The 26,242-nt window shown below is 71.2% G+C and carries 27 protein-coding genes; 12 read left to right on the top strand and 15 right to left on the bottom strand.

Annotated elements, in window-relative coordinates; translation table 11 throughout:
* Both GRC12_RS21460 and GRC12_RS21455 read right to left on the bottom strand, forming a co-directional pair.
* Positions 1-676, bottom strand: a 676-nt coding sequence (locus GRC12_RS21460; protein ID WP_208780997.1) for an ArsR/SmtB family transcription factor, incomplete at its 3' end; no start/stop codon positions are given.
* A 47-nt stretch (positions 677-723) separates the two neighbouring features.
* Positions 724-1,365 carry a TetR/AcrR family transcriptional regulator gene (locus GRC12_RS21455; RefSeq protein WP_208780996.1) on the bottom strand — a complete coding sequence of 214 codons (642 nt, stop codon included), beginning with the start codon at positions 1,363-1,365 and terminating at the stop codon, positions 724-726.
* A 93-nt stretch (positions 1,366-1,458) separates the two neighbouring features.
* Here GRC12_RS21455 and GRC12_RS21450 point away from each other — a divergent pair, with 93 nt between their 5' ends.
* The 3 genes from GRC12_RS21450 to GRC12_RS21440 all read left to right on the top strand — a co-directional run bounded on the left by GRC12_RS21450 (position 1,459) and on the right by GRC12_RS21440 (position 3,651).
* Positions 1,459-2,610: an acyl-CoA dehydrogenase family protein gene (locus tag GRC12_RS21450; RefSeq protein WP_208780998.1), complete on the top strand. Its 1,152-nt coding sequence runs from the start codon at positions 1,459-1,461 to the stop codon at positions 2,608-2,610.
* Positions 2,611-2,686: 76 nt separating this feature from the next.
* Positions 2,687-2,932 carry a YiaA/YiaB family inner membrane protein gene (locus GRC12_RS21445; protein WP_208780995.1) on the top strand — a complete coding sequence of 82 codons (246 nt, stop codon included), beginning with the start codon at positions 2,687-2,689 and terminating at the stop codon, positions 2,930-2,932.
* Between the two features lie 92 nt (positions 2,933-3,024).
* A complete protein-coding gene (locus GRC12_RS21440; protein ID WP_208780994.1) occupies positions 3,025-3,651 on the top strand; it encodes a TetR/AcrR family transcriptional regulator in 627 nt (208 codons plus the stop codon).
* Positions 3,652-3,657: 6 nt separating this feature from the next.
* Here GRC12_RS21440 and GRC12_RS21435 read toward each other — a convergent pair whose 3' ends face one another.
* Positions 3,658-4,119 (bottom strand): MaoC family dehydratase, encoded by a 462-nt coding sequence (locus GRC12_RS21435; protein ID WP_208780993.1) that lies wholly within the window; start codon positions 4,117-4,119, stop codon positions 3,658-3,660.
* A gap of 136 nt (positions 4,120-4,255) precedes the next feature.
* Between GRC12_RS21435 and soxR the strand changes: the two genes are divergently transcribed.
* Positions 4,256-4,738: a redox-sensitive transcriptional activator SoxR gene (soxR, locus tag GRC12_RS21430; RefSeq protein WP_208780992.1), complete on the top strand. Its 483-nt coding sequence runs from the start codon at positions 4,256-4,258 to the stop codon at positions 4,736-4,738.
* Positions 4,739-4,770: 32 nt separating this feature from the next.
* Here soxR and GRC12_RS21425 read toward each other — a convergent pair whose 3' ends face one another.
* From GRC12_RS21425 to GRC12_RS21415, 3 genes are all read right to left on the bottom strand, one after another.
* Complete coding sequence (locus GRC12_RS21425) at positions 4,771-5,838, bottom strand: RNA ligase (ATP) (RefSeq protein ID WP_208780991.1); 1,068 nt, start codon at positions 5,836-5,838, stop codon at positions 4,771-4,773.
* Between the two features lie 92 nt (positions 5,839-5,930).
* Complete coding sequence (locus GRC12_RS21420) at positions 5,931-6,653, bottom strand: 3-keto-5-aminohexanoate cleavage protein (protein ID WP_208780990.1); 723 nt, start codon at positions 6,651-6,653, stop codon at positions 5,931-5,933.
* 114 nt (positions 6,654-6,767) lie between these two features.
* Positions 6,768-7,370 carry a hypothetical protein gene (locus GRC12_RS21415; protein ID WP_208780989.1) on the bottom strand — a complete coding sequence of 201 codons (603 nt, stop codon included), beginning with the start codon at positions 7,368-7,370 and terminating at the stop codon, positions 6,768-6,770.
* Between the two features lie 285 nt (positions 7,371-7,655).
* Between GRC12_RS21415 and GRC12_RS21410 the strand changes: the two genes are divergently transcribed.
* On the top strand, positions 7,656-10,436 hold the full coding sequence (locus GRC12_RS21410; RefSeq protein WP_208780988.1) for a penicillin acylase family protein: 2,781 nt from the start codon (positions 7,656-7,658) through the stop codon (positions 10,434-10,436).
* Between the two features lie 77 nt (positions 10,437-10,513).
* On the opposite strand, the gene GRC12_RS21405 is transcribed toward GRC12_RS21410, so the two are convergent.
* The gene (locus tag GRC12_RS21405; RefSeq protein WP_208780987.1) at positions 10,514-11,836 is read right to left on the bottom strand and encodes a serine-threonine protein kinase; all 1,323 of its coding nucleotides are present in this window, start codon (positions 11,834-11,836) and stop codon (positions 10,514-10,516) included.
* A 94-nt stretch (positions 11,837-11,930) separates the two neighbouring features.
* Positions 11,931-13,169, bottom strand: a complete 1,239-nt coding sequence (locus tag GRC12_RS21400; protein ID WP_208780986.1) for an exo-beta-N-acetylmuramidase NamZ family protein — start codon at positions 13,167-13,169, stop codon at positions 11,931-11,933.
* 186 nt (positions 13,170-13,355) lie between these two features.
* Here GRC12_RS21400 and GRC12_RS21395 point away from each other — a divergent pair, with 186 nt between their 5' ends.
* The 3 genes from GRC12_RS21395 to GRC12_RS21385 are packed head-to-tail and all read left to right on the top strand — an operon-like array spanning position 13,356 to position 16,433.
* Complete coding sequence (locus tag GRC12_RS21395) at positions 13,356-14,129, top strand: SDR family oxidoreductase (protein WP_208780985.1); 774 nt, start codon at positions 13,356-13,358, stop codon at positions 14,127-14,129.
* A complete protein-coding gene (locus GRC12_RS21390) occupies positions 14,126-15,793 on the top strand; it encodes a class I adenylate-forming enzyme family protein (RefSeq protein WP_208780984.1) in 1,668 nt (555 codons plus the stop codon). Before GRC12_RS21395 ends, GRC12_RS21390 begins: the two co-directional genes overlap by 4 nt.
* A gap of 46 nt (positions 15,794-15,839) precedes the next feature.
* Positions 15,840-16,433 (top strand): TetR/AcrR family transcriptional regulator, encoded by a 594-nt coding sequence (locus tag GRC12_RS21385; RefSeq protein ID WP_208780983.1) that lies wholly within the window; start codon positions 15,840-15,842, stop codon positions 16,431-16,433.
* 21 nt (positions 16,434-16,454) lie between these two features.
* Here GRC12_RS21385 and GRC12_RS21380 read toward each other — a convergent pair whose 3' ends face one another.
* The 6 genes from GRC12_RS21380 to GRC12_RS21355 all read right to left on the bottom strand — a co-directional run bounded on the left by GRC12_RS21380 (position 16,455) and on the right by GRC12_RS21355 (position 21,121).
* A complete protein-coding gene (locus tag GRC12_RS21380) occupies positions 16,455-17,669 on the bottom strand; it encodes an acyl-CoA dehydrogenase family protein (protein ID WP_208780982.1) in 1,215 nt (404 codons plus the stop codon).
* Positions 17,670-17,675: 6 nt separating this feature from the next.
* Complete coding sequence (locus tag GRC12_RS21375) at positions 17,676-18,698, bottom strand: phosphotransferase family protein (RefSeq protein ID WP_208780981.1); 1,023 nt, start codon at positions 18,696-18,698, stop codon at positions 17,676-17,678.
* Between the two features lie 134 nt (positions 18,699-18,832).
* A complete protein-coding gene (locus GRC12_RS21370; RefSeq protein ID WP_208780980.1) occupies positions 18,833-19,150 on the bottom strand; it encodes a DUF202 domain-containing protein in 318 nt (105 codons plus the stop codon).
* Positions 19,147-19,539 (bottom strand): YidH family protein, encoded by a 393-nt coding sequence (locus tag GRC12_RS21365; protein WP_208780979.1) that lies wholly within the window; start codon positions 19,537-19,539, stop codon positions 19,147-19,149. The genes GRC12_RS21370 and GRC12_RS21365 overlap by 4 nt, the downstream gene beginning before the upstream one ends.
* Entirely contained in the window at positions 19,536-20,060 is a 525-nt protein-coding gene (locus GRC12_RS21360; protein WP_208780978.1) for an NUDIX hydrolase, read from the bottom strand. Before GRC12_RS21360 ends, GRC12_RS21365 begins: the two co-directional genes overlap by 4 nt.
* A 167-nt stretch (positions 20,061-20,227) precedes the next feature.
* Positions 20,228-21,121, bottom strand: coding sequence for a DMT family transporter (locus tag GRC12_RS21355; protein ID WP_308286594.1), 894 nt, complete (start codon positions 21,119-21,121; stop codon positions 20,228-20,230).
* A 394-nt stretch (positions 21,122-21,515) separates the two neighbouring features.
* On the opposite strand from GRC12_RS21355, the gene GRC12_RS21350 reads away from it, so the two are divergent.
* The 4 genes from GRC12_RS21350 (at position 21,516) to GRC12_RS21335 (ending at position 25,520) form a co-directional block, all read left to right on the top strand.
* Positions 21,516-22,457 (top strand): hypothetical protein, encoded by a 942-nt coding sequence (locus GRC12_RS21350; RefSeq protein WP_208780976.1) that lies wholly within the window; start codon positions 21,516-21,518, stop codon positions 22,455-22,457.
* A 34-nt stretch (positions 22,458-22,491) separates the two neighbouring features.
* A complete protein-coding gene (locus GRC12_RS21345) occupies positions 22,492-24,030 on the top strand; it encodes an APC family permease (protein ID WP_208780975.1) in 1,539 nt (512 codons plus the stop codon).
* A 127-nt stretch (positions 24,031-24,157) separates the two neighbouring features.
* Positions 24,158-24,910, top strand: coding sequence for a molybdopterin-dependent oxidoreductase (locus GRC12_RS21340; protein ID WP_208780974.1), 753 nt, complete (start codon positions 24,158-24,160; stop codon positions 24,908-24,910).
* Positions 24,894-25,520 carry a cytochrome b/b6 domain-containing protein gene (locus GRC12_RS21335; RefSeq protein WP_208780973.1) on the top strand — a complete coding sequence of 209 codons (627 nt, stop codon included), beginning with the start codon at positions 24,894-24,896 and terminating at the stop codon, positions 25,518-25,520. Before GRC12_RS21340 ends, GRC12_RS21335 begins: the two co-directional genes overlap by 17 nt.
* Here GRC12_RS21335 and GRC12_RS21330 read toward each other — a convergent pair.
* The coding region (locus tag GRC12_RS21330; protein ID WP_208780972.1) for a hypothetical protein at positions 25,458-26,242 on the bottom strand (785 nt) is incomplete at its 5' end. The two genes, GRC12_RS21335 and GRC12_RS21330, sit on opposite strands and share 63 nt — an antisense overlap.

The following is a 26,242-nucleotide window of genomic DNA, read 5'->3' as shown; positions in this document are numbered from 1 at the left end:
CCCCCAGGGCCCGCTCACCGGCATCCGTCACCTTCACCGCCCGTTCGGTACCGATCCGCACGCACCACCCCACCGAGAACGCATGCCGGCACAGCGCCGCCCCGGCCACACCGGCCAGGTGCGGCCGACGTTCCGTCCAGTCCAGGCAGGCCCGGGCCAGAGGACGCCGACCCCCGCGATCCAGCGTGATACCCACACCGCCGAACCAGTCGACCCCCGCATCCGTGAGGGCGAACCCCGTGTCCTGGCGCAACAGCCCCCGCGCGGTCAGCCCGTCGGTCACCGCGATCCCGAGCCGCCCCGCCAGATGGTCGTAACAGGTCCGCCCCCGCGCCATCGCGGACCCCGCGCTCGACGCCCGAAGCCCCCGCGGCCGTACGGCGTCTCCCGGCGGTACCTGTGCCGCCAGGTCCTCCACCAGGTGGGCGACCCGCGCGTCCGCGAGACGGACGTACCGGTGCCGGCCCTGGCGTTCCTCCGTCAGCAGGCCGCCCGCGACGAGCTTGCCGAGGTGTTCGCTGAGCGTCGACGGGGCGACCCCGGCGTGCCGGGCCAGCTCACCCGCGGTCCACGCCCGTCCGTCCAGCAGCGCGAGCAGACACGCGGCCCGTGTCTCGTCGGCGATCAGCCCGGCGAGCCGGGCCAGCCGCGGTGCCTGGGGATCCCTCGTGGTCATGGGTCCCAGGATGGGGTACGGACACTTCGGCGCCCGCCGAAAGGTCGCTACACCGTCCGCCGTACCTGCTCGTACTGCTGGGAAAGTCCGTCCAGCAGCGCCGTCAGGCCCGTCTCGAAGGCCCGCTCGTCGATCTTCTCCTGCTGCTCGGCGAGGAGGTGGGCCTGCCCGAGGTGGGGGTAGTCGGCGGGGTCGTAGGCGGTCGCGTCGTCCACGAAACCGCCGGCGAAGGAGCCGAGCGCCGAGCCCATGATGAAGTACCGCATCAGCGCGCCGATCGACGTCGCCTGGGCCGGAGGCCAGCCTGCGTCGACCATCGCGCCGTACACCGCGTCCGCCAGCCGGAGCCCGGCCGGGCGGCGGCCGGGGCCGGTCGCGAGGACCGGGACGATGTTGGGGTGGTCGCGCAGGGCGTCCCGGTAGGAGACGGCCCAGTCGTGCAGCGCGGTCCGCCAGTCGCGGCCGTCCTCGAACATCGACAGGTCGACCTGCGCGCTCACCGAGTCGGCGACCGCTTCGAGGATCTCGTCCTTGGTGCGGAAGTGGTTGTAGAGCGAGGGCCCGCTGACCCCGAGCTCCGCCGCGAGCCGCCGGGTGGAGACGGCCGCCAGGCCCTCCGCGTCCACGAGCGCGCGTGCCGCCTCGACGATCCGGTCGGTGCTCAGCAGGGGCTTGCGCGGTCGGGCCATGGCGCACATAGTAGGGCTGCGAACAGAAACTAGCAGTGCTAATTTAAATGTGCGGATTTCAAAGGTACGGATTTCAAGTGGGGTGATCCCGTGGTGAACCTGGGGCTGAGCGAGGAGCAGACGGCCGTACGGCAGCTGGCCCGGGACTTCGTCGCCCGTGAGATCGCTCCGCATGCAGTCGACTGGGACCGGGCCGAGGAGGTCGACCGGGCCGTGGTGAAGAAGCTCGGCGAGGTCGGCTTCCTCGGCCTGACCGTGGACGAGGAGTACGGCGGCTCCGGCGGCGACCACCTCGTCTACTGCCTCGTGACGGAGGAGCTGGGTCGGGGCGACTCGTCCGTGCGCGGGATCGTGTCCGTCTCGCTCGGGCTGGTGGCGAAGACCATCGCCGCCTGGGGGAGCGAGGAGCAGAAGCGGCGGTGGCTGCCGGGACTCACCGCCGGCGAGTACGTCGGCTGCTTCGGCCTCACCGAGCCCGCCACCGGCTCCGACGCCGGGAACCTGACCACGCGCGCCGTGCGTGACGGCGACGACTACGTCATCGACGGCACCAAGATGTTCATCACCAACGGCACCTGGGCCGACGTGGTGCTGCTGTTCGCCCGCTCCACGGACGCGCCCGGCCACAAGGGGGTCTCCGCCTTCCTCGTCCCGGCCGACACCCCCGGTCTGACCCGCCGCACCATCCACGGCAAGCTCGGCCTGCGCGGCCAGGCGACCGCCGAACTCGTCCTGGAGGGCGTCCGCGTGCCCGCCTCCGCGATGCTCGGCGAGGAGGGCAAGGGGTTCTCGGTCGCCATGTCGGCCCTCGCCAAGGGGCGGATGTCGGTGGCCGCCGGATGCGTGGGCATAGCCCAGGCCGCGCTGGACGCCGCCGTGCGGTACGCCGGTGAGCGCGAGCAGTTCGGCCGCTCCATCGCCCATCACCAGCTCGTCCAGGAGCTGATCAGCGACATCGCCGTCGACGTGGACGCGGCCCGGCTGCTGACCTGGCGGGTCGCCGACCTGATCGACCGAGGGCAGCCCTTCGCCGTCGAGTCCTCCAAGGCGAAGCTGTTCGCCTCCGAGGCCGCCGTGCGCGCCGCCAACAACGCGCTGCAGGTCTTCGGCGGCTACGGCTACATCGACGAGTACCCGGCGGGCAAGCTGCTGCGGGACGCCCGTGTGATGACCCTGTACGAGGGGACCAGCCAGATCCAGAAGCTGCTCATCGGGCGCGCGCTGACGGGCGTCTCCGCTTTCTGAACCGCCCTCAGTTCTGAGTACTCCCTAGGTACTTCGGCGGATGTGGGACCGGCCACATCCGCCGACGCTTGTCCCCATGAGTGACACACCGGGCAAGCAGCAGAACACGGCCGCCTTCTACGGCCAGGCCGTCGCCTCCTTCGCGGTCGCCATGGTCGCCACCGCCATCGGCATCTTCAAACTGAACGCGGACGCCTGGGTCCGGGCCTTCCTGGGCATCGCCGTCCTGTACCTCGTGACCTCCGCCTTCACCCTCGCCAAGGTCATCCGCGACCGGCAGGAGGCGACCGAGCGCGCCTTCCACCCGTTCGAGAAGCTCTGACCGGCCGGACCGCGCTGAACGGGCACGCTAAGCGCTCGCTCACCTTCGGCGGTATGGTGGGAGCTCATGTCGGCGAGAGGGGCGAGCGAGCGATGAGTACGGCGGAGGAGACGGCGGGCGGCGAAGTGGCGCCGTGGGGCGAGGTCACGCCCGACGCGGCCCGGCGGCTGCTGGTCGCCGCCGTGGAGGCCTTCGCCGAGCGCGGGTACCACGCCACGACGACCCGTGACATCGCGGGCCGGGCCGGTATGAGCCCGGCAGCGCTCTACATCCACTACAAGACCAAGGAAGAGCTGCTCCACCGCATCAGCCGGATCGGCCACACCAAGGCGCTGGAGATCCTGCGGACGGCGTCCCGGCGCGAGGGCACCGCGGCCGAGCGGCTCGCCGACGCCGTCAGCTCCTTCGTCCGCTGGCACGCGGGCGGCCGTACCACCGCACGGGTCGTGCAGTACGAACTCGACTCGCTCGGGCCGGACGCCCGCGCCGAGATCGTCGCACTGCGCCGGCAGTGCGACGCCGAGGTGCGCGGGATCCTGGAGGACGGCATCGCGTCCGGGGAGTTCGACGTGCTCGACGTCAAGGGCACCACCCTCGCGGTGCTCTCGCTCTGCGTCGACGTGGCCCGCTGGTTCAGCATCGACGGCCCCTGGACGCCCGACGAGGTCGGCGCGCTCTACGCCGACCTCGTGCTGCGGATGGTCGGGGCCTCGAAGTAGCCCCCGCTAGACGTAGTACCGGGACACCGACTCCGCGACGCACACCGGCTTGTCCGCGCCCTCGCGCTCCACGGTGAAGGCGACGGACACCTGGACGCCGCCCGGCACGTCCTCGACCTTGCTGATCGTCGCCGTCGCGCGAAGCCGGGAGCCGACCGGGACGGGGGCGGGGAAGCGGACCTTGTTGGTGCCGTAGTTGACGCCCATCTTCACGCCCTCGACCTTGATCAGCTGCGGCCCGAAGAGCGGGAGCAGCGAGAGGGTGAGATAGCCGTGCGCGATGGTCGTGCCGAAGGGCCCCGCCGCGGCCTTGTCCGGGTCCACGTGGATCCACTGGTGGTCGCCGGTCGCGTCCGCGAACAGATCGATCCGCTTCTGGTCGATCTCCAGCCAGTCGCTGTACCCCAGCTGCTCGCCCACCGCCGCCTTCAGTTCGTCGGCGGAGGAGAAGATCCTCGGCTCTGCCATGTCCCGGCCTTCCTGTGTGCCTCTGTGTCCACACCGCTGATGTCCCGCGAAATTGTCTAAGCAACTGCTTAGCATGGTCGGGTCGGGACCCCATGTCAACGGATCGTGGCCGGACGGGGTGGGTAGGGTTCGATGAGTGCCCCAGATTCCAGAGAAGATCCACGAGCTCACGGTCGGCCAGCTCGCCGCGCGCAGCGGCGCCGCCGTCTCCGCCCTGCACTTCTACGAGTCCAAGGGCCTGATCACCAGCCGGCGCACCGCCGGCAACCAGCGCCGGTACCACCGCGACACCCTGCGCCGCGTCGCCTTCGTGCGCGCCGCCCAGCGCGTCGGCATCCCCCTCGCCACGATCCGCGAGGCCCTCGCCGAACTCCCCGAGGAACGCACCCCCACCCGCGAGGACTGGGCCCGTCTCTCGGAGGCCTGGCGCTCCGAACTCGACCAGCGCATCAGCCAGCTCAACCGTCTGCGCGACCATCTCACCGACTGCATCGGCTGTGGCTGCCTCTCCCTGGACACCTGCGTCCTGTCCAACCCGGACGACGTCTTCGGCGACCGCCTGACCGGGTCGCGGCTCATGGTGGAGCGGCGGGGGAGCCGACAGGGGCGGCGACAGTAGAGCCGCGCCGCCCCGCGAGGGGCGGTGCACCCTCACTCGTACTCCGTCCCGCCCTTCCTGGTCAGATAGGCAGGGCTGACCGCCTTCGCGATCGCCCGCCCCCCGGTCACCGGGCTGTACCGCTCCACGGCGGGCCGGATCACGACCCCCTCGCGCAGGTGCAGCCCGCGCCCCGACACGGTCTCCCGCCCGCTCGCGATCTCCAGCACCCGGTCGATGTCGTACGGCCCCTCGTGCAGCCGGGGCACCAACGGCAGTTCCCCGCCCAGCAGATCGGCCGCGTCCAGCCAGCGCACGGTGCCGTCGATCTCCGCGGACACGTCGAAGACGGCGTACCCGAGGCTCTCGCGTCGCCCGTCGGCGCCGTAGGTGAGGTCCTGGACCCCCGCCCCGTACACCTCGCCGAAGATCCCGACCCGGCGCGCCCCCAGCCGCCCGGCCAGCCGCGCCGCGGCCTCGGCGACACCGTGCCCGCGCACGGCACGCCAGTACAGGTTGCGCGGATCCTCCCTCAGGGCGAGGGACTTGGCGCCGAACCCCTTGGACGACACGTGCACCCGGCCCGTGTCGGCGAGATACGTCAGCAGGCAGGCCGAACCGTGCAGCTTCTCGGTCAGGACCACATCCTCGCCCGGTGTGAAGATGTCCGGAAACCGCTGGAGGTTCTCGATGTCCACCCAGGGCAGCAGATCGGGCGCGGACTCGACCTCGCCGCTCATCGTGGGCGGGACGGGCGGTACCCACTTGGTGATGCCGAGCGTCTCCGCGAAGTCGGTGCCCTCCACGGCGGCCCGCTCGAGATCGACGTCCGCCAGCGCCTTCGGCCGGCACACGATGCCCTGCGACAGCTCCCCGCGCAGCCGGACCGCCTTCACCCGGTCGGAGCCCGGACCCGCCAGCCGCCCGGTCAGCCCCAGCTCCTCGATCAGAGCGGCCGGCAGTACGGCCTGCTCGGGGATGTACACGGCCGCCTCGCCGGTGCGGTACGCGCCCTTGGCCACGACCGCCCGGTACAGACCCACCTGGGCCAGTTCGAGAGCGTCGGCGTTGGGGTGTTCGTGGACGGTCAGCACTTCGGCGGTGACGCGCAGCGTCGACATGGGACTCCTCGGTTCCTGGGGCGCTCAGTTCGGTTTCATCGCCTCCCAACTGTCCGGACGGGAAAAGGGTGGAGCGAGCGGATTTACGGGTGCTACCGTCGCGCGCCGCCGTACTGGCTCAGTCCCTCCGCCACCAACTGGGCGTTGGACAGGGCTCGTTCGCCGTCCGGGAGCAGCAGGGTGTCCTCCAGGCCGATACGGGTCGGCAGCCCCAGCCGCCCCGCCAGTCGCAGCACCGGCCAGGCCCCGCCGTCCTCGCCGTGCAGAAGGACGGGGCGGCCGAAGGCCCGGCCCAGGTCGGCCAGGAGGGCGTGGGCGCTCGCCTCGGCGGTGTCCGGCGAGGTGTCCGTCACCTCGGCGAGCACGCGCGACACCCGTGGGCCGAGGGGCGAGCGGGCGAATCGGGCGGCGCCGTCCGTGCCCGACCAGACGCCCGCCTCGACACCCACGCCACGCTCGATCAGCGCGGTGGCGACGTCCTCCGCGCCCTCCTCGTGCCAGTTGACCGAGGCGTGGTCCGGAAGCACCGTCCACTCCCGGATCCGGGCGAGCCGCGCCGCGGGATCCGGTTCAGCCCAGGCGCCCGTGGTCACCCCGACCGGCACGGACACCCGCGCCCGTATCGCCTCCAGCGTCGGCGCGAGCACCCGGGGCGACAACGAGTCCCGTCCGCACGGGGTCTTGGGGTGGACGTGGACGTCCGTGGCCCCGGCCGCGACCGCCCGTGCCGCCGACTCGGCCATCGCCTCCGGAGTCAGTGGAACCATCGCGCCGTCGGCCGCTCCCCGCGGTCCGTTGAGACACACCTGCACCATGCCTCAAGCCTGCCAGCCGCCACCGACACCGGTGCGTGAGCCGGCCCCGCCTGTGGACAACGCGGCGCTTGTGGAAAACAGGGGGTGCGGCATCCCCGGCGCACCCCCGCCGTACTAGGCCGACACCAGCAGCCTTCCGCGCCTCGCGTCCGCCAGGGCCTCGGGCTTGAGTACGGGCCGTGGCACCAGGATTCCGCAGTGAGTGCAGACCGGACCCGAAGAGGGTTCGTGGTCCAGGTCGTAGGTCCAGATCAGCCGCTCCGTGCCGCAGACCGGGCACTCCGCTCCCGGTTCGCGCTCCAGCGCGGAGATCAGTCGGCGCAGTACCTCGGCCAGCGGCTCACGGGGGTGAACCCGCGGGTCGTCGCACCACGCCACTCCGAAGCCGCCCCAGGTCAGCCGGTGCCAGTCGTCCACACTGCCCGGCCTGCGCAGCCCGTCGTGCTTCTCCTTGCGGCGCCGCTCGGCGAACTCGACCTCGTAGGCCAGCCATACCGAACGCGCCTCCTCCAGTTCCTCCAGTGCGGCCACGAGCCGCGCTGGGTCGGGGGAGCGGTCCTCGGGACCGAACCCTGCCCGGGAGCACAAATGGTCCCAGGTCGCCCTGTGCCCGTAAGGAGCGAACCGCTCAAGGCACTTGCGCAGTGAGTACCGCCGCAGTGCCAGATCGCACCGCGGGTCGCGGACCTGTCTCGCCAGACTCCGGAAACCGGCCATCGCCCTGCACCTCCGTCACACCTGCACCTGTACTTCGGTCACTTCGGCGTCGTCGTACACGGACGTCGCGTGACTTCATCCGGAGTCATCCGGCGTCACCCGACTTCGCACCACTTCGCACGACGTCGCCGAATAGACGTATCGACACACGATTCGGCTCCATCCGATTTCCGATGACCTCCATAAGCCGACGCACCGACTTCCAAAACTTGACGATTGTTCATCTTCAATCCCGGGGATACCGGCGGTAACGTCCCGGCACACCCCTCGTCGGCAGGAGCTGCCATGCCTCGGCGTACCGTGCGCACCACCCTCGACAGACTGAGAACTCCCGGCAGACTCACCGGGTTCCTGAAGTCCGCATCCATATGCGTCCTGATTGCAGGTCTTTTGTCCCCACTGGCCCAGGCCCCGGCCTCGGCCGCGGCCTCCAACGACTACTGCGGCGGCCAGTGTTCCGACATCCTGCCGCCCGGTGAGAACGGCAACGCGACCCTCGCGCAGATCCTCCTCAACCAGGCCTTCGGCTCCCAGCCCGACCACGCCGAGGACCAGCTCGGCCCCTACGCCAACCTGGCCACCGGGTACTCGGGTCTGACGGACGCGAAGATCAACACGTTCTTCAACGACGCGTCGTTCGGGGTCGCTTCCGATCAAGTCGCCTCCACGGAGAAGCCGGCGGGCCGCACCGATGTGACGATCGTCCGCGACAAGAAGACGGGCGTACCGCACATCACCGGTACCACCAGATACGGCACCGAGTTCGGCGCCGGGTATGCCGCCGCTGAGGACCGGCTGTGGCTGATGGACGTCTTCCGGCACGTGGGCCGCGGCCAGCTGACCACCTTCGCGGGCGGCGCCGCCTCCAACCAGGGCCTGGAGCAGGAGTTCTACCGCAACGCCCCGTACAGCGAGGCCGACCTGCAGGCACAGATCGACAACGCCGTCGCCAACGCGGGCGCCCGTGGACAGCAGGCCCTCGCGGACGCCAACGCCTACATCGCAGGCATCAACTCCTACATCGACGCCTCCGACTCGGGCCGCTACTTCCCGGGCGAGTACGTCCTCACCGGCCACAAGGACTCGATCACCAACGCCGGTACGATCGACCACTTCAAGCTGACCGACCTGGTCGCGCTGGCCTCCGTGATCGGCGCGCTGTTCGGCTCCGGCGGCGGCGGTGAGGTCAACAACGCGATCTCCCTGCTCGCCGCCCAGTCCAAGTACGGCGTGGAGCAGGGCACCAAGGTCTGGGAGGCGTTCCGCGAGCGCAACGACCCCGAGGCCGTGCTCACCGTCCACAACGGCGAGAGCTTCCCGTACGGCACCAAGCCGGCCACCGCCCAGGGTGAGGCCCTGCCCGACGCCGGTTCGGTGACCACCGAGCCGCTGGTCTACGACGCCACCGGCACGGGTGCCAGTCAGAGCGCGAGCGCCGCCTCCCAGGCCGCCACCGCGACCGCCCTCTCCTCCGCCAAGCGCGGTATGTCCAACGCCCTGGTGGTCAGCGGGAAGTACACGGCCAGCGGCCACCCCATCGCCGTCTTCGGACCGCAGACCGGCTACTTCGCCCCGCAGCTGCTCATGCTCCAGGAGATCCAGGGCCCCGGCATCAGCGCCCGCGGCGCCTCCTTCGCCGGCCTGAGCATGTACGTCGAACTCGGCCGCGGCCAGGACTACTCGTGGTCCGCGACCACTTCCGGCCAGGACATCATCGACACCTACGCCGTCGAGCTGTGCCAGGACGACTACCACTACCTCTACCACGGCACCTGCACCGCCATGGACAAGGTCGAACAGGCCAACTCCTGGAAGCCGACCACGGCCGACGGCACGGCCGCGGGGTCGTACACCATGCGGGTGTGGAAGACGAAGTACGGACCCGTGGAGTACCGGGCGACCGTCGGCGGCAAGAAGGTCGCCTACACCACCCTGCGCTCCTCCTACATGCACGAGGCCGACTCGATCATCGGCTTCCAGATGCTCAACGACCCCGACTACGTGAAGGGACCGGCGGACTTCCAGGCCGCCGCGCAGCACATCAACTACACCTTCAACTGGTTCTACGCCGACTCCCAGCACACCGCGTACTACAACAGCGGTGACAACCCGGTGCGCCCGAGCGGCGTCGACCCCGAGTTCCCGGTGTGGGGACAGGCCGCCTACGAGTGGCAGAACTGGAACCCGACCACCAACACCGCCGACTACACGCCCGCGTCCCAGCACCCCAACTCCGTCGACCAGGACTACTACATCTCCTGGAACAACAAACAGGCCCTCAACTACACGACGGCCAGCTGGGGTGACGGCTCCGTGCACCGCGGCAACCTGCTGGAGGACCGCGTCAAGAAGCTGGTCGCGGCCGGCGGGGTGACCCGCACCAAGCTGGTGCAGGCCATGGCCGACGCGGCCCTGACCGACCTGCGCGCCGAGGACGTGCTGCCGAAGCTGCTCAAGGTCATCAACAGCAGCACGGTGACCGACTCCACGGCCGCCGCCGCGGTGAGCAAGCTCCAGGCGTGGGTCACCGCGGGCGGCAAGCGCACGGAGACCTCGGCCGGCTCCAAGACCTACGCCAACGCCGACGCCATCCGCATCCTGGATGCCTGGTGGCCGCTGCTGGTGAAGGCGGAGTTCCAGCCCGGCCTCGGCAGCGACCTGTACACCGACATCACCAACAACCTGCCCATCGACGAGTCCCCGTCGGCCGCGCACGGGCCCACCGGCTCACACGCGGGAAGCTCCTTCCAGTACGGCTGGTGGAGTTATGTCGACAAGGACATCCGGGCGGTGCTCGGCCAGTCGGTGCAGGGCGGCCTGACGCAGAAGTTCTGCGGCGACGGCACCGTGAGCGGCTGCCGGGACGTCCTGATCAGCACCCTGAAGACGGCGGCCGGCCTGTCCGCGTCGACCGTCTACCCCGGGGACTCGCTGTGCTCGGCGGGCGACCAGTGGTGCGCCGACTCGATCGTCCAGCGCACCCTGGGCGGCATCAAGCACTACAACATCAGCTGGCAGAACCGGCCCACCTTCCAGCAGGTGGTGGAGTACACCTCGCACCGGTGAGAACCGGTGAGAACCGGTGAGAACCGGTGAGAACCGGTGCGACGGTGAGTGCTGTGTGACATAGCACTGGCGGCGGGTCAGCGGATGCGGCCCGCCGCCAGCACCACTCGCGCCAACTCGGGGTGCACGATGTCGCTGTGCGCCCCGCACGGCGGGTCGCCGCGCCTGACCACCTCGGCGGCGTCGATGTTGACGCACCCCGAGGCGGGCAGCGTGGCGGCCAGCGCGTCCGACAGCGTGTACGCGCGCGTACCGGGCACCGCCTGCACTCCGTCGTGCCCCATCGCTCCCCACTTGGCGCCCAGCGCCGACCCCAGGCCGAGCCCCTCGACGAGGCCCTCCGCGTCGCCCGCCATCCGGGAGGCCAGCGGATACAGCGTCCCGAGCGCCGAGTCGAAGTGCGAGTAGCAGCACACCAGGGGACCGTCGATCAGGTTCTGCCGGCCCTGCAGCACCCCTCCCGCGTGCGCGTCGAACGGCAGCCGGGCCGCGAACGCGTAGTGCGAGAAGGCCCCTTGGAGCAGTGTCACCGACTTCACCGTCCGCACCCCCTCGGGCAGCCCGCCCAGGGCGAACGACACCAGCCGTCCGCCGAAGCTGTGTCCGACCAGATGCACCCGCACGTCGGGCGCGGCGGCGGCCAGCCGCCCGACGACCGGCCCGAGGCCGCGCTCGCCGACCGTCCCAGCGCGCCGCTTCATCGCGTAGTACGTCGCCTGCCGCAGCAGTTCCTTCGCCCCGTCCCAGGGATTCGGCAGCGTGAAGCCCTCCGCCCCGGCACCGGGCCGGAGCGAGGCCAGTGCCTGCGCGAAGTCGCAGCACAGCGTCTCGGTGTCCCCGGTGAACAGCACCGGTTCGCTCTGCGGGACGCCCTCCGCGAGGGTGTCCGCCGCGAACAGCGGCTGCGGCCCGCCCGGTAGGACCTCCACCAGCAGCCGCACCAGCCGCCCGAACTCCGCCACTCCGTTCGCGGGCCGCTGCTCCAGCATCCGCGTGATCTGGTCGACGACCGTGGCCCGGCCGGGGAACGTTTCCAGCAGCGCGTGCCGGGTGTCCTTGTCCAGCGCGTCCCCGGGTGCCGTCTCCGCCTCCGTGGCCACCACGGACTTCGGGAAGTCGGGGATCGGCTCGTCGCAGAAACGCATCGACGGCCAGACGACCCCGACGTACCCGATCCTCGCCTGCGGCGCGAGGTGCGGGACGGGCGCGAAGAAGTGGCGGTAGAGCCTGGTCGCGCCCGAGCGGTCGTTGTTCCAGCCGTGCGCGAAGACGATCAGGTCGCGCACGCCGCTCCCCGTCACCTCGGTGAGCAGCCGGTCCCGTTCCCGCGCGTCGACGTCCCCGTCCGCGTCGAAGGTCAGTTCCCAGTACGGAGTCACGCTCATCGTCGCCTGTGCCATCACGGCCCCCTCGTCCCCCGTAGCGGTGCGCTGTGGGCGCATCGTCCTGCGGAGGGACAGGATTGGCCATACGGCGTGACTCGGTTCTATGGACTCATGTGTAGAGAAGGTACTTGCTTCGGGTCCGCCGGAACGCGGCGAGTTCGTCCTGCCAGCCGGCCACCACCTCGTCGGTGCCGGCACCGGCGTCGATCGCGGTCCGCACGTGCGTGGAGCCCGTGAGCTTGTCGATCCAGGTGTCGGAACGCCAGGCGAAGCCGCTCCACACCTTCTTCGCGGTCACCAGCAGCGCGACGCCGGTCCGTACGGGGTCGTAGGCGGCACGGTCGTGGACATGGATCTGGACGCCGCCGATGGTCCTGCCCTGGAACTTCGAGAACGTCGGTGCGAAGTACGCCTCCCTGAAGTGCACACCGGGAAGGGCGAGTTCGTTCGCGGCGGTGGCCCAGCGGCCGTCGATCCCGTCGGCTCCGAGCAGTTCGAAGGGGCGGGTGGTGCCGCGGCCCTCGGAGAGGTTGGTGCCCTCGAACATGCAGGTGCCCGAGTACACCAGCGCGGTGTCGGGCGTCGGCATGTTCGGGCTGGGCGGCACCCAGGGGAGCGCGGAGGCGTCGTAGAACTCCGAGCGCTTCCACCCCGTCATCAGTACGGTCTCCAGGGGCACGGGAGTCGTCAGGAACTCCCCGTTGAACAGCCGCGCCAGCTCGGCGACCGTCATGCCGTGCGCCTGGGAAACGGGCCGGCGGCCGACGAAGGTCGCGAACTCCTTGTGCAGGACCGGGCCCTGGGCGGACCGTCCGGTGACCGGGTTCGGGCGGTCGAGGACGACGACGCGCTTGCCGGCGAGCTGGGCCGCCTCCATGCAGTCGTAGAGCGTCCAGATGTATGTGTAGAAACGGGCGCCGACGTCCTGGATGTCGAGGACGACGGTGTCGACGCCGGACGCCGTGAAGATGTCGGCCAGTTCCCCGCCGCTCTTGAGGTAGGTGTCGTAGACCGGGAGGCCGGTCGCCGGGTCGTCGTAGCGGCCTTCCGAGCCGCCGGCCTGGACGGTGCCGCGGAAGCCGTGTTCCGGGCCGAAGACCGCGGTGAGGTTGACGCGGGGGTCCTCGTGCATGACGTCGACGATGTGACGGACGTCTCTGGTTACACCGGTGGGGTTGGTGACGATGCCGACGGATTGGTTTTTCAGGGGGGCGTAGCCGGTTGCCGCGAGGTTCTCGAACCCGGTACGGAGCTGTCTGTGGCGGGCGGCCAGCGAGGCGGGGCGTGCGGTGGTGAGGGGTGTTGCTGCCGTTGTCGCTGCGAGGAATGCTCGTCTGGATAGGCGCATGGGGGGCACGGTATGACTCCGGCTGGTCGGGAGGAAGCTTGCGGTTGTTCGTGGCTTGTCGCGCCCGCGCGGCGGAGCCGCACATCGACACAGCCGCGGCCCCTGAGGGGGTGGCGGTCGCCCCTTCCTCGATACATACCGACCGGTTAGTCTGGGCGTCACCAGAGCCGCAGTCGAAGGAGACCGATGGTGGAAGCCGTTCAGGGTGCCGGTGTGGTTGTGACGGGCGCCGGAGGGGGGATCGGGGCCGCGCTGGCCCGGAGGTTCGCCGCCGAAGGGGCCCGGGTCGTCGTCAACGACCTGGACGGGGACCGGGCCAAGGCGGTCGCCGACGAGATCGGCGGGATCGCGGTGCCCGGTGACGCCTCCTCCGTCGTCGGCGACGCACGGGACGCCCTCGGCGGGGTCGTCGACGTCTACTGCGCCAACGCCGGGGTCGCCTTCGAGGACGGTGCCCAGGGGCTGTCCGCCGACGAGAAGTCCTGGGCGACCGCCTGGGACGTCAACGTCATGGCGCATGTGCGGGCCGCCGAAGCGTTGCTTCCGGGGTGGCTGGAGCGCGGAGCGGGCCGATTCGTCTCCACCGTGTCCGCCGCCGGGCTGCTGACCATGATCGGGGCGCCCTCTTACAGCGTCACCAAGCACGGGGCCTACGCCTTCGCCGAGTGGCTGTCGCTCACCTACCGGCACCGGGGGATCAAGGTGCACGCCATCTGTCCCCAGGGGGTGCGCACCGACATGCTGTCCGCCACCGGGAGCGCCGGGGACCTGGTGCTGCAGCCGACCGCGATCGAACCGGCGGACGTGGCGGACGCGCTGTTCAAGGGGATCGAGGAGGACCGGTTCCTGATCCTGCCGCACCCCGAGGTCGCCGGGTACTACCGGGCCAGGGCCACCAACCCCGACCAGTGGCTGACCAACATGAACCACATCCAGCAGAAGTGGGAGGAGGTGCGATGAGCGGGTCGCGTTACGCGGACAAGCCGTGGGTGGCGCTGCTGAACGACGCCCAGCGGGCGCCCGTCGAGCCGGTCGACTCGTTGGTGCACGCCCTGCGGCGGTCCGTCGCCGAGGCGCCCGACCGTGACTTCCTCGCCTACTTCGACGGACGGATCAGCTACCGCGAGGTCGACGAGCTCAGCGACTCGGTGGCCGGGTATCTGGCCGCCCAGGGGCTGGAGCGCGGCGACCGGGTGGCGATCCTGCTGCAGAACTCCCCGCACTTCGTGCTCGCTCTCCTCGGGGCGTGGAAGGCGGGGGCGATCGTGGTGCCCGTCAACCCCATGTACAAGTCGGGGGAGGTCGCGCACGTCCTGCGGGACGGCGAGGTGGCGGCCCTCGTGTGCTCCGACCGCGCCTGGGAGTCGTATCTGCGCCAGACGGCCGCCGACTCGCCGGTGCGGATCGTGCTGACCGGGTGCGAGCTGGACTTCCAGACGCGTGACGACGCGCGCGTGCTGGGCTTCGAGCGGCTGCCGCAGGCCGGTGACGCCGAGGACCTGGTGGCCGTGGCGCGCGCGGGGCACAAGGCGCCGGACGGACGGGACCTCGGCCCCTTGGACATCGCGCTGATCAGCTACACCTCGGGGACCAGCGGCACGCCCAAGGGCGCCACCAACACGCACGGCAACATCATGTACAACGCCGAGCGGCAGCGGACCGGGCTCGCCCTGCCGGACGCACCCGTGTACTACGCCCTCGCCCCGCTGTTCCACATCACCGGGATGGTGTGCCAGCTCGGCGCCTGCCTCAACAGCGCCGGGACGCTCGTGCTGACGTACCGCTTCGAGGCGGGGGTCGTGCTGGAGGCGTTCGCCGAGCATCGGCCGCACTACACCGTGGGGCCGTCTACGGCGTTCATGGCGCTGGCCGCGCACCCGGACTGCACGCCGGACCACTTCTCGTCCTTCGTCAACATCTCCAGCGGGGGCGCGCCCGTGCCGCCGGCACTGGTCGAGAAGTTCCGGGCGGGATTCGGGCCGTACATCCGCAACGGCTACGGGCTGACCGAGTGCACCGCGCCCTGCGCCTCCGTGCCGCCCGGTCTGGAGGCGCCGGTCGACCCGGTGTCCGGGACGCTGGCCGTGGGCCTGCCGGGGCCGGAGACCGTCGTACGGATCGTGGACGACCAGGGGCGCGAGGTGCCCTTCGGCGAGCAGGGGGAGATCCTCGTGCGCGGGCCGCAGGTCGTGCCGGGCTACTGGCGCCGCCCCGACGCGACCGCCGAGACCTTCCCGGACGGGGAACTGCGCACCGGCGACATCGGGTTCATGGACGAGCAGGGCTGGCTCTACGTCGTCGACCGCAAGAAGGACATGATCAACGCGTCCGGCTTCAAGGTGTGGCCGCGCGAGGTCGAGGACGTGCTGTACACGCATCCGGCGGTGCGCGAGGCGGCCGTGGTCGGGGTGCCCGACGGGTACCGTGGCGAGACCGTCAAGGCGTACATCAGCCTGCGTCCGGGCGCCGAGACGGACCCGGACGAACTCGCGGTGTACTGCAAGGAGAGACTGGCCGCCTACAAGTACCCGCGGCAGGTGGAGATCCTGCCCGACTTGCCGAAGACGGCGAGTGGGAAGATCCTCCGTCGGGAGCTTCGTTCCCGCAGGCAAGCAAGCGAATAGAACACCGGAACACGGCAGAATTGCCCGGAAGGCAGGTGGCGGCACAGTGCCCAGGACGACGGACGGAGACGGTACGCCCGTCCCGCAGCGGCTGCTGGCCGCCGCCACCCGGCTCTTCGCCGAGCAGGGCTACGACCGCACCTCCGTGCAGGAGATCGTCGAGGCGGCCGGCGTCACCAAGGGTGCGCTGTACCACTACTTCGGCTCCAAGGACGACCTCCTGCACGAGGTGTACGCGCGCATGCTGCGCGTCCAGCAGGAGCGTCTCGACGCCTTCGCGAACGCCGACGAGCCGATCGAGAAGCGGCTGCGGGGCGCGGCGGCGGACGTGGTCGTCACGACCATCGAGAACCTCGACGACGCGATGATCTTCTTCCGCTCCATGCACCATCTGAGCCCGGAGAAGAACAAGCAGGTGCGCGCCGAGCGGCGGCGCTACCACGAGCGCTTCCGTGCGCTCATCGAGGAGGGGCAGCAGGCCGGGGTCTTCTCCCGGGCCACGCCGGCCGACCTGGTGGTGGACTACCACTTCGGTTCCGTCCACCACCTGTCGACCTGGTACCGCCCCGACGGACCGATGAGCCCGCAGGAGGTCGCCGACCACCTGGCCGACCTCCTCCTACGGGCTCTGCGTCCTTAGCGGACCCCCTGAATCACGGAATCACAGGTACTTCTTCAGCTCCCGGCGGGCCAGCGAGCGCTGGTGCACCTCGTCCGGGCCGTCCGCCAGCATCAGGGTGCGGGCGCCGGCGTACAGCTCGGCGAGCGGGAAGTCCTGGCTGACGCCGCCCGCGCCGTGCAGCTGGATCGCGCGGTCGATGATGTCGACGACCGTGCGGGGGGTGGCGATCTTGATGGCCTGGATCTCGGCGTGGGCGCCCTTGTTGCCGACGGTGTCCATCATCCAGGCCGTCTTCAGCACCAGCAGGCGCAGCTGCTCGACGGCCACGCGCGCGTCGGCGATCCAGTTCTGCACGACGCCCTGCTGGGCCAGTGCCTTGCCGAAGGCGGTGCGGGAGACGGCCCTGCGGCACATCAGCTCGATGGCGCGCTCGGCCATGCCGATCAGCCGCATGCAGTGGTGGATCCGGCCGGGGCCGAGGCGGGCCTGCGCGATGGCGAAGCCGCCGCCCTCCTCGCCGATCAGGTTGGTGACCGGCACACGCGCCTGGTCGAAGACCACCTCGGCGTGGCCGCCGTGATAGTGGTCCTCGTAGCCGAAGACCTGCATCGCGCGCTTGACGGTGACACCCGGGGTGTCCCGGGGGACCAGGACCATGGACTGCTGGCGGCGGATGTCGGGGCCGTCCGGGTCCGTCTTGCCCATCACGATGAAGATCTTGCAGTCGGGGTTCATCGCCCCGGAGATGTACCACTTGCGCCCGGTGATGACGTACTCGTCGCCCTCGCGCCGGATGTGCGTGGTGATGTTGGTGGCGTCGGAGGAGGCCACCTCCGGCTCCGTCATCGCGAACGCCGAGCGGATCTCACCGGCCAGCAGCGGCTCGAGCCACTGCTTCTTCTTCTGCTCGTCGCCGAACTGAGCGAGCACCTCCATGTTCCCGGTGTCCGGCGCCGCGCAGTTGAGGGCGGTGGGCGCCAACTGCGGGCTGCGGCCGGTGATTTCGGCGAGCGGGGCGTACTGGAGGTTGGTGAGCCCGGCACCGTACTCGCCGTCGGGGAGGAAGAGGTTCCACAGTCCCTGCCTGCGCGCCTCGGCCTTCAGCTCCTCGACGACGGCCGGGGTGTCCCACGGGGACGCGAGCGCGGCGCGCTGCTCCTCCACCACCGCCTCGGCCGGGTAGACGTACTCGTCCATGAAGGCGAGCAGCTTGGCGCGCAGTTCCTCGGTGCGCGCGTCGAACGCGAAGTCCATGGGCGATCAGCCTTCCTGAAGGGTCGTCAGACCGTGCTCGATGAAGACGGGGACCAGGCTCCCGATGCGGTCGAAGCCCTGGCCGACCGTCTGGCCCAGCGTGTAGCGGTAGTGGATGCCCTCGAGGATCACGGCGAGCTTGAACCAGGCGAACGCCGTGTACCAGGAGACGGCCGACACGTCCCGCCCGGAGCGGGCCGCGTACCGTTCGACCAGCTCGGCGGGGGCCGGGTGGCCGGGGGCCTCGGCGGTCGTGGAGACGGGGGAGTCGGGCGTGCCGAGCGGCAGGCTGTACATCACCAGCAGGCCGAGGTCGGTGAGCGGATCGCCGAGCGTGGACATCTCCCAGTCCAGGATGGCCTTGATCTTGTCGTCCGCTCCGATCAGAACGTTGTCCAGGCGGTAGTCGCCGTGGACGACGGTCGGTGCGGGCGAGGTCGGCAGGCGGCGGCCGAGCTCGGCGTGCAGCTCGTCGATGCCGGGCAGGTCGCGGTTGCGGGAGGCGTCCAACTGCTTGCCCCAGCGGCGCAGTTGGCGGTCCAGGAAGCCCTCGGGGCGGCCGAAGTCCGCGAGGCCCACCTCGGCGGGGTCCACCGCGTGCAGCTCGACCAGCGTGTCCACCAGGGACAGCACCGCGCCCCGGGTCCGCTCGGGGCCCAGCGGGGCCAGCTGGCCGGCGGTGCGGTACGGGGTGCCGTCGACGAACTCCATGACGTAGAAGGGCGCCCCCAGCACGTCCTCGTCCTCGCACAGCAGCACCGGCCGCGGCACCGGCACCTGAGTCGGGTGCAGCGCGCTGATGACCCGGTGCTCACGCTTCATGTCGTGCGCGGTGGCCAGGACATGGCCCAGCGGAGGCCGCCGTACGACCCACTTCGAGGTGCCGTCCGAGAGCGCGTACGTCAGGTTCGAGCGTCCGCCCTCGATCAGCCGGCCGGTCAGCGGGCCCTGCACCAGACCGGGCCGCTCGCGCTCCAGCAGGGAGCGCAGCCGGTCGAGATCGAGACCTGGCGGATGATCGGGGCTCATCGGTGCTCCTTCGCGGGCGCGTGAAAGGGACTCGCCCCATCATGCCGACTGGTCGGTATGTCGTCCAGTGCCAGGACCCGAAGTGACCGGTGCCACCCTGGGCCGAAGCCCGCACGGGAGCGCGCTCCCCACGTTCAGAGCACCAGCGCCGCCCCGCACGCCGCCATGGCCACCGTGCACAGGATGGCAGCCGTGGCGTGGCGGGGGGCCAGGACGACGGGGGTCGCGGGCGCCGCGAGGGCGCGGATGCGGTGGTGGGCCAGGAGGAGGAAGGTCAGCCAGAGGACGCAGCACAGGGCGCAGGCGACGATGCCGACCGCCGAGACGCCGCCGTGCAGTGCCGTCTTCACGGCCAGTACGGCGGCCACCGTGCTCGCCAGGGTCGTACGACGCCACGCGAGGCGGGTCCGTTCCGGCTGCAGGCCGGGGTCACGAGTCTTGGGCGGGCTCATCCCTCCCACCCGACCAGGACCACGACGACCATCGCGACGGCCACGATCGCGACGACCACGCTGAGCAGTGCCGGGAAGCGGGAGACCGGGAGGTCCTCGCCCCGGCGCATGGCCCGCTCGCAACGCATCCAGTGGTTGACCGCGCGCAGTGAGCACAGCACACCGGCGCCCAGCAGGGCGAGCGCCAGTCCGACGCGCCAGGCCCAGCGCAGGTCGGGGAGGAACTGGTCCACCGCGAAGCCGCCGCCGATCAGCGCGAGGGCGGTGCGCAGCCAGGCCAGGAACGTGCGCTCGTTGGCCAGGGAGAACCGGTAGTCGGGGGTGTGGCCTTCCTCTCGGACCTGCTCGGGGGCGAACCAGAGCCGGACGTTTCGTGCGAAGTCGATCACGTCGAGGACTTTATCCGGTGCGCCTTCAGGCGTTCGAACGCGGCCAGCCCGTCCGGCACCCACTCCCAGTCCGTGAGCCGCCGCTCCACCTCGGCCTCCGGCAGGAAGTCGTGCCAGGCGACCTCCTCGACCTGGGGGCGGACCGGCAGCTCGCAACCGACCTCGTACACCGCCGACCACCAGGTGCGGCCGGCGCCGTCGTCGTACAGGAACTTGAAGAGGAATTGTGGGGCGGGCAGGCCCGTGACGCCCAGTTCCTCCTCGGCCTCGCGCAGGGCGGCCTCGTCGTAGGTCTCGCCCGCGCCGACCACACCGCCGACGAACATGTCGTACAGGGAGGGGAAGACCAGCTTGGTCCGGGTGCGGCGGTGGACGAAGACGCGGCCCTCGGCGTCCCGGGCCTGGATGAACACGCAACGGTGCCGCAGCCCCTTGGCGTACGCCTCGCCGCGCGGCGACTGGCCGATGACCTGGTCGTGCTCGTCGACGATGTCGAGGATCTCGTCTGCCGGGTTCGTCATACAGCCATCCAACCAGGCCGCAGCCGGTCCGGCGGCAGGTCCCCACTCCGCTCGGCTCGCCACGGGCAGCCCTGTCGGCAGGCCATCGGCAGCCGAGTCCAGCCCTGACGGCCGAGGCCGCTGCCTGGTCCGGCAGCGCGGAACGGGCCGGGGCGAACAGGCCGGCGTCAGTTCGTCTGCAGGTCCCGGATTCGTTCGGGCTTGGCCGTGCCGGTCGGCATGCAGGGGTGCAGGCCGAGCAGGACGATGCCGCCGACGATCGCCGCGAGGCCCGCCGCCTCCCAGGCCAGGGCGCCGGTGTCGGTGCGCAGCCGGTCGCCCAGGAAGCCGACCCCGCACAGGATGCCGGCCAGCGGCTGGGCGGCGGTGAGGGCGGGCAGGGACATCCGCAGGGGCGCCGTCTCGAAGGCGCTCTGGACCAGGATCAGGCCCGTGACGCCGAGCGCGGCCACGCCGTACGGCTGCCAGGTGGTGAACAGCTCGGTGAAGCCGCCCTCGGAGAAGCGCTGGCCGCTGATCCGGGTGAGGGCGTCCTGGACGCCGTAGAGGACGCCCGCGGCGAGAGCCAGCAGCACGGGGGCGGCGCTCAGCCGGGAACGCTTGGCGTACGTCGTCAGGAGCAGGGCCAGCCCGAGCATGGCGCCGATGATCAGCCAGTGCCGGAAGGGGTCGGTGAGCGCGCTGCCTCCGCGTGGCTGGCCCGCGACGATGAAGGCCGTGACGCCGCCCGCGAGCAGCGCGAGTCCGGTCCAGCCCTGACGGCCGAGCGGCTGCCGGGTCTGGCGGCGGGAGAGGGCCAGCGCGAACAGCAGGTTGGTGGCGAGGAGCGGCTCGACCAGGGAGATCTCGCCCTCGCTCAGCGCGACGGCGCCGAGCACCATGCCGACCACCATCAGCCCGATGCCGCCCAGCCAGCGCGGCACCCGCATCAGGTCCAGGAGCAGCCGGGGCGAGAGGAAGTCGCCCAGGGGCGCGTGCTGTGCCGCGTTCTGCTGGAGCACGAAGCCGAAGCCCAGGCAGCATGCCGCGCTCACGGCGAGAACCAGAACCAGAACCGACACGCTGCGTACCTCGATCATTGGGCCGGGCTACGGGGGCGTTTGGGTGACTGTAGCGTCCCAGTGCCCGGCGTGCCCCTGGGAGTACCCGTATTCGGGCGGTCGACCCGTCACTTCGCGCCGTCGATCAAGGGGTGGTCGAGGGCGGTGACACGGCCGTCCGGCCATGGTGCGGGGCGAACGGGGGCGGTCGCCATGGCGTACGCCACACCCCGGACCCGGCCCGCGTCCGCGCGGCGGATGTCCGGATCTCAACTACCACACGGGCAACGGAAGTTGACGCGTGTAAGGTCCCGTCCACCCTTGACGTAAACCATTGGCTGCCGGTTTGCTGTGCGTGATCAGTCGAAGGCAGTCCGCAGCCCTACGCCGACCGTGCCGCGTGAGGAAACCCGAGGTGACTCCACCCCCACCGCCCCTCGGCCGGGCCCGCAAACGTGCGGCCCAGGTCATGGACGCGGCTCTCGACGACGGCGAGCTCGTCGCCGCCCGGGCCGCTCTGGCGCAGGGGCGGTGGCAGGTGGCGCGGTCGCTGCTCGTGCACACGGGGGACGACTGGGACCGGCGCGGCCACCGGGTGGTCGTGCTCGCTCAGGAGCGGCACGCCGCCGCCTGGGCCCGGGACTGGCTGCTCGCCGAACCCGATTCCGGTGACGGGGCCCTGCTTCTCGCGCTGGCCCTGGTCGAGCGCGCCCTACACGGCAAGGAGCAGCCGGACCAGGCCCGCGAGGCCTGTCGGCGCGCCGCGCGCCTGCTGCCCGCCGACCCCACCCCCTGGCTCGGACTCCTCCTGCTGGAGCAGGCCTGGGACGAGACCGAGCGGATCTTCGGCCAGATCCGCGCCCGGTACGCCGACCACCACCACGCCCACCACCTGATGGTCGCCCGCCTCGCCGAACGCCACGCCGAGTCCGGCCCCGACCCGCTGCACGAGGTCTACGACTTCGCCAACTGGGCCGCCGAGCAGGCCCCCGCCGACTCCCCGCTCGCCGTCCTGCCGGTCATCGCGCACGCCGAGCGCTACCGCGTCCTCGCCGCCCACGGCCATGAACCCGCCAACCCCGCCGCCTCCCGCCACTGGACCGGACGCCGGGCCCGGCAGGTCATGAAGGCCGCCTTCGACTGGTGGCTGGAGTGGGAGCACGAGGGCCACCCGCGCCGGCTGGTCGACCTGAACTTCCTGGCCCACGCCAAGGTCTGCGAGGGCCGGGGCGCGGAGGCCGCCGCCCTCTTCCACCGGATCGGCGAACACGCCACCGCCGCGCCCTGGTCCTACCCGGACCGCGATCCGTACCCCGCCTTCCGTGCCGCGCGCACCGCCGCGCTCGGCACGGCGTGACAGACCCGACACCGACCCCGAGGACGGTCCCTCCATGGCCACCGAGAAATCCAGCGCGAGCAGACCCGCCGCCGGCATCAGCACCTTCAAGGGCCAGGAGCGCGCGTTGCGGGCCGACCGCCTCGGCACGGGCGGTCTGCTGCTGTCCGTGCTCGCCGCGACCGCCCCCCTCATGGTGGTCGCGGGTGTCATGCCCACCACATTCGCGGTGATGGGGATCGTCGGCCAGCCGCTGCTGTTCGTCGTGCTCGGCGTGGTGCTGATCCTCTTCAGCGTCGGATACGCCGAGATGAGCCGGCACGTCCACAACGCGGGCGCCTTCTACGCCTACATCTCCCGCGGCCTCGGCGGCACCGCCGGCGCGGGCGCCGCCCTGGTGGCCCTGGTCGCCTACAACGCGCTCCAGGTCGGCATCTACGGCATCTTCGGCTTCGAGGTCTCCGGGCTGTTCTCCACCTACGCCCACGTGGACATCGCCTGGTGGATACCGGCGCTGGTGGCGCTGGCGGTCGTCGGCGCGCTCGGCTGGCTGAAGATCGACCTCAACGCGCGGGTGCTGGGAGTGCTGCTGATCGTCGAGGTGATCCTTGTGGTGATCTTCGACGTCGCGGCGGTGGCCGACCCGGCGAAGCAGGGCCTGTCGCTGCACGCCTTCAACCCGGACACCCTCAGCGGCGCGGGCGTCGGCACCGCCCTGTGCTTCTGCATCGCGGCCTTCGTCGGCTTCGAGCAGGCCCCCGTGTACGCGGAGGAGACCAGCAGGCCGCACATCCTGGTGCCGCGCGTGATGTTCCTCGCGGTCGGCGGCGTCGCCGTCTTCTTCGCCGTCAGCTGCTGGGCGCTGACCGTCGCTGCGGGACCCTCCCAGGTCGTCGGCGTGGCCCAGAAGGAGAGCGCCGGCATGCTCTTCTCGCTGACCGACTCCCGCCTCGGCGGAACCTTCACCGACGTGCTGCACGTGCTGTTCGTGACCGGCATGTTCGCCGCCCTGCTCAGCTTCCACAACGTCGTCGCCCGCTACACCTTCGCCATGGGCCGCGAGGGCCTGCTGCCGCGCGCCTTCGGCCGCACCACCGGCACCAGCGGCGCTCCCGGCACCGGCTCGCTGCTGCAGACGGCCGTCGCGGCGGTGCTCGTGATCGTCTTCGCGGTCGCCGACGACAAGCCCACCGGTGATCCGACGGCGCCCGTGCTGCACCTGTTCACCTGGTTCGGCAACATCGGCGCGCTCGGAGTGATCGTGCTGATGGCGGCCGCCTCCGTGTCCGTGATCGTCTTCTTCGCGCGGCGCGGTGCCGTGGGTGCGCAGGCCTGGCGGCTGGTGACCTCGGCGCTCGCCGCCGTCGCCCTGCTGGTGATCGCCGGCTACACGGTCAAGGACTTCGACGTCCTGGTCGGCGCCGGCCCCGACTCGGCGCTGAGCTGGGTGCTGCCCGGCACCGTCGGCCTCGCCCTCGTCGTCGGTCTCGTCCAGGGCCTGGTCCTGCGCTCGCGTGCACCCGAGGCGCACGCCCGCATCGGCCTCGGCAACGAGGCGTTCCAGCTGGACAAGGCGGCCCAGGAGGCGGCGTAGCACGGCGGCGGCGTCGACGGCATGGCACCGGGGCGTTTCTGAGAACGCCGTAAGAAGTGCTTACGGAACCCTGACGAGCACCCGCGATTCCTGGTCCGGCCGGGCCCGCGGGTGTTCGAATGGGTACGTGAACCCCGAACAACCCGAGGAGCCGGGCAAACCGGCGCCGCCCACGCAACGCGGCACTCCGGTCGGCCGCCGGGTCCTGCTCGGCACCATCGGCCTGGGCGCCCTCGGCGTGGTGACCGCGCCGACCCTGCAGCGCGCCCTGGAGGGCTTCCTCGGCGCCGCCGCCGGCAAGGACCCCACCGGCCTGACCGGTCTGCTCCCGAACGGCGGCGGTTTCCGCTACTACTCGGTGACCACCTCGGTACCGCACAAGGACGCCTCGAACTACCGCCTCACCGTCGGCGGACTGGTCGACCGCCCGAAGACGTACTCGCTCGACGACCTGCGCGCCCTGCCGCAGACCCGGCTGGTCAAGGACGTCCAGTGCGTCACCGGCTGGCGGGTCCCGGACACCCCCTTCGAAGGGGTACGGCTGTCCGACCTGCTGGACGCGGCGGGCGTGCGGTCCGGTGCCGGGGCGGTCCACTTCACCTGCTTCGACGGCGCCTACACCGAGAGCCTCACCCTCGACCAGGCGCGCCGCTCCGACGTCCTGGTGGCGCTGCGCATGCAGGACAAGGAGATCGGCCACGCCCACGGCGGCCCGGTCCGCCTGTACGTGGCGCCGATGTACTTCTACAAGTCCGCCAAGTGGCTCTCCGGCATCACCGTCACCGAGCACGTGGAGCGCGGCTACTGGGAGCACCGGGGCTACGACGTGGACGCCTGGGTCGGCAAGTCGAACGGACGCGACGATGACCCTACGAGCTGAGGCGCACACCCCGGCGGCCACCGAGGTCCGCCGGTTCGGTCCGGTGCAGAAGTGGGTGCACCGGACCACCGCCGCGCTGATGGGCGTGTGCGTGGTGACGGCGGCCTTCCTCTACGTCCCGCAGTTCGCGGAACTGGTCGGCCGCCGCGAGCTGGTGGTGCGCGTCCACGAGTGCGCCGGGCTCGCCCTGCCGGTGCCCGTGCTGGTGGGTCTGGTCTCCCGGCACTTCCGCGCCGACCTCGGGCACCTCAACCGCTTCGGGCCGCACGACAAGACGTGGCTGCTGGCGGTCGTGAGCCGGGACAAGCGCCGCTCCTCGCGTCCGGCGGCGAAGTTCAACGCCGGGCAGAAGATCTACGCGTCCTGGATCGCCGGTGCCACGCTGGTGATGCTCGGCACGGGCCTGATCATGTGGTTCACCCACCTCACCTCGATCGTGTGGCGCACCAGCGCGACCTTCGTGCACGACTGGCTGGCGCTGACCATCGGGATCGTCATCGCCGGGCACATCGGCATGGCGATCGGCGATCCGGAGGCCCGCAGCGGCCTACGGACGGGGAAGGTGAGCCGGGAGTGGGCGAAGCGGGAACACCCGCTCTGGCGTCCGTGAGCCGGGCCCGGCGGACGGCTGCGAACTCTGGCCCGGTGACGGGACCGTGACCGTGGGCGCCACCACCGTGAAGGCGTCCTTCAGACGTGCCTCGGTGCTGCCGTAGCGGACGACCACGTCGACCGATGCCGGATAGGAACCCAGGACCGGTACCACCGCCGACAGCACCACCTCGTCGCCCGACACGGAGCGCAGCACGGGCGGCACCGGCAGCGCGCGCCCGCCGATGGACACGCCCCCGAACCTAGGCAGTTCGGCGGGGTCGAAGTAGGTGCCGGGCAGCTCGATCCCGACGGTGTCACCGGGCTGGGCCACCTCGGTGTCCACCCCGGCGATCCGGTAGGCGCACGCGGGCGCGGACCCCGAGGACGCCTTCAGCCGCACGGTGGCGTGGGGGTGCAGCCGGTGCAGCTCCAGCAGCCCGCCGAGGACGGCGTAGGCGGCGCGCCCCTTGCACGTGTCGACCTTGCCGGCCAGCGCGGTGTACTCCCTGGCCGCCGTCGCCCAACCCCCGCCCCGGCCCTGAACGGCGAGACAGGCGGTGGCCAGGGCCCGCAGCACCCGCCACTCGGGGTCGGCGGAGGCCGCCGGGACGAGAGTGAGGGCGGCCCGGCACCGGCCCGGGTCCCGGAGCTGGTCGTAGACACCGGCCGGGTCGGGCGCGTGGTCGGCGTCGGGGGAGGCCGGGCCGGGCGGAAGCCAACCCGGGCTCAGGAGAAGAC

Source organism: Streptomyces griseorubiginosus, assembly GCF_017614965.1.
Lineage (GTDB): Bacteria > Actinomycetota > Actinomycetes > Streptomycetales > Streptomycetaceae > Streptomyces > Streptomyces griseorubiginosus_B.
Note: the sequence above shows the minus strand (reverse complement) of the source record. Positions and strands in the feature narration are given on the sequence as shown.

What these genes read in the sequence shown, in the direction of transcription:
- GRC12_RS21455 (WP_208780996.1), bottom strand. Translation starts at nt 1,365, where the DNA reads ATGGCCCGACCGCGCAAGCCCCTGCTGAGCACCGACCGGATCGTCGAG.
- GRC12_RS21445 (WP_208780995.1), top strand. Translation starts at nt 2,687, where the DNA reads ATGAGTGACACACCGGGCAAGCAGCAGAACACGGCCGCCTTCTACGGC.
- GRC12_RS21440 (WP_208780994.1), top strand. Translation starts at nt 3,025, where the DNA reads ATGAGTACGGCGGAGGAGACGGCGGGCGGCGAAGTGGCGCCGTGGGGC.
- GRC12_RS21435 (WP_208780993.1), bottom strand. Translation starts at nt 4,119, where the DNA reads ATGGCAGAGCCGAGGATCTTCTCCTCCGCCGACGAACTGAAGGCGGCG.
- GRC12_RS21425 (WP_208780991.1), bottom strand. Translation starts at nt 5,838, where the DNA reads ATGTCGACGCTGCGCGTCACCGCCGAAGTGCTGACCGTCCACGAACAC.
- GRC12_RS21420 (WP_208780990.1), bottom strand. Translation starts at nt 6,653, where the DNA reads ATGGTGCAGGTGTGTCTCAACGGACCGCGGGGAGCGGCCGACGGCGCG.
- GRC12_RS21415 (WP_208780989.1), bottom strand. Translation starts at nt 7,370, where the DNA reads ATGGCCGGTTTCCGGAGTCTGGCGAGACAGGTCCGCGACCCGCGGTGC.
- GRC12_RS21410 (WP_208780988.1), top strand. Translation starts at nt 7,656, where the DNA reads ATGCCTCGGCGTACCGTGCGCACCACCCTCGACAGACTGAGAACTCCC.
- GRC12_RS21405 (WP_208780987.1), bottom strand. Translation starts at nt 11,836, where the DNA reads ATGGCACAGGCGACGATGAGCGTGACTCCGTACTGGGAACTGACCTTC.
- GRC12_RS21400 (WP_208780986.1), bottom strand. Translation starts at nt 13,169, where the DNA reads ATGCGCCTATCCAGACGAGCATTCCTCGCAGCGACAACGGCAGCAACA.
- GRC12_RS21395 (WP_208780985.1), top strand. Translation starts at nt 13,356, where the DNA reads ATGGTGGAAGCCGTTCAGGGTGCCGGTGTGGTTGTGACGGGCGCCGGA.
- GRC12_RS21390 (WP_208780984.1), top strand. Translation starts at nt 14,126, where the DNA reads ATGAGCGGGTCGCGTTACGCGGACAAGCCGTGGGTGGCGCTGCTGAAC.
- GRC12_RS21380 (WP_208780982.1), bottom strand. Translation starts at nt 17,669, where the DNA reads ATGGACTTCGCGTTCGACGCGCGCACCGAGGAACTGCGCGCCAAGCTG.
- GRC12_RS21375 (WP_208780981.1), bottom strand. Translation starts at nt 18,698, where the DNA reads ATGAGCCCCGATCATCCGCCAGGTCTCGATCTCGACCGGCTGCGCTCC.
- GRC12_RS21370 (WP_208780980.1), bottom strand. Translation starts at nt 19,150, where the DNA reads ATGAGCCCGCCCAAGACTCGTGACCCCGGCCTGCAGCCGGAACGGACC.
- GRC12_RS21360 (WP_208780978.1), bottom strand. Translation starts at nt 20,060, where the DNA reads ATGACGAACCCGGCAGACGAGATCCTCGACATCGTCGACGAGCACGAC.
- GRC12_RS21345 (WP_208780975.1), top strand. Translation starts at nt 22,492, where the DNA reads ATGGCCACCGAGAAATCCAGCGCGAGCAGACCCGCCGCCGGCATCAGC.
- GRC12_RS21335 (WP_208780973.1), top strand. Translation starts at nt 24,894, where the DNA reads ATGACCCTACGAGCTGAGGCGCACACCCCGGCGGCCACCGAGGTCCGC.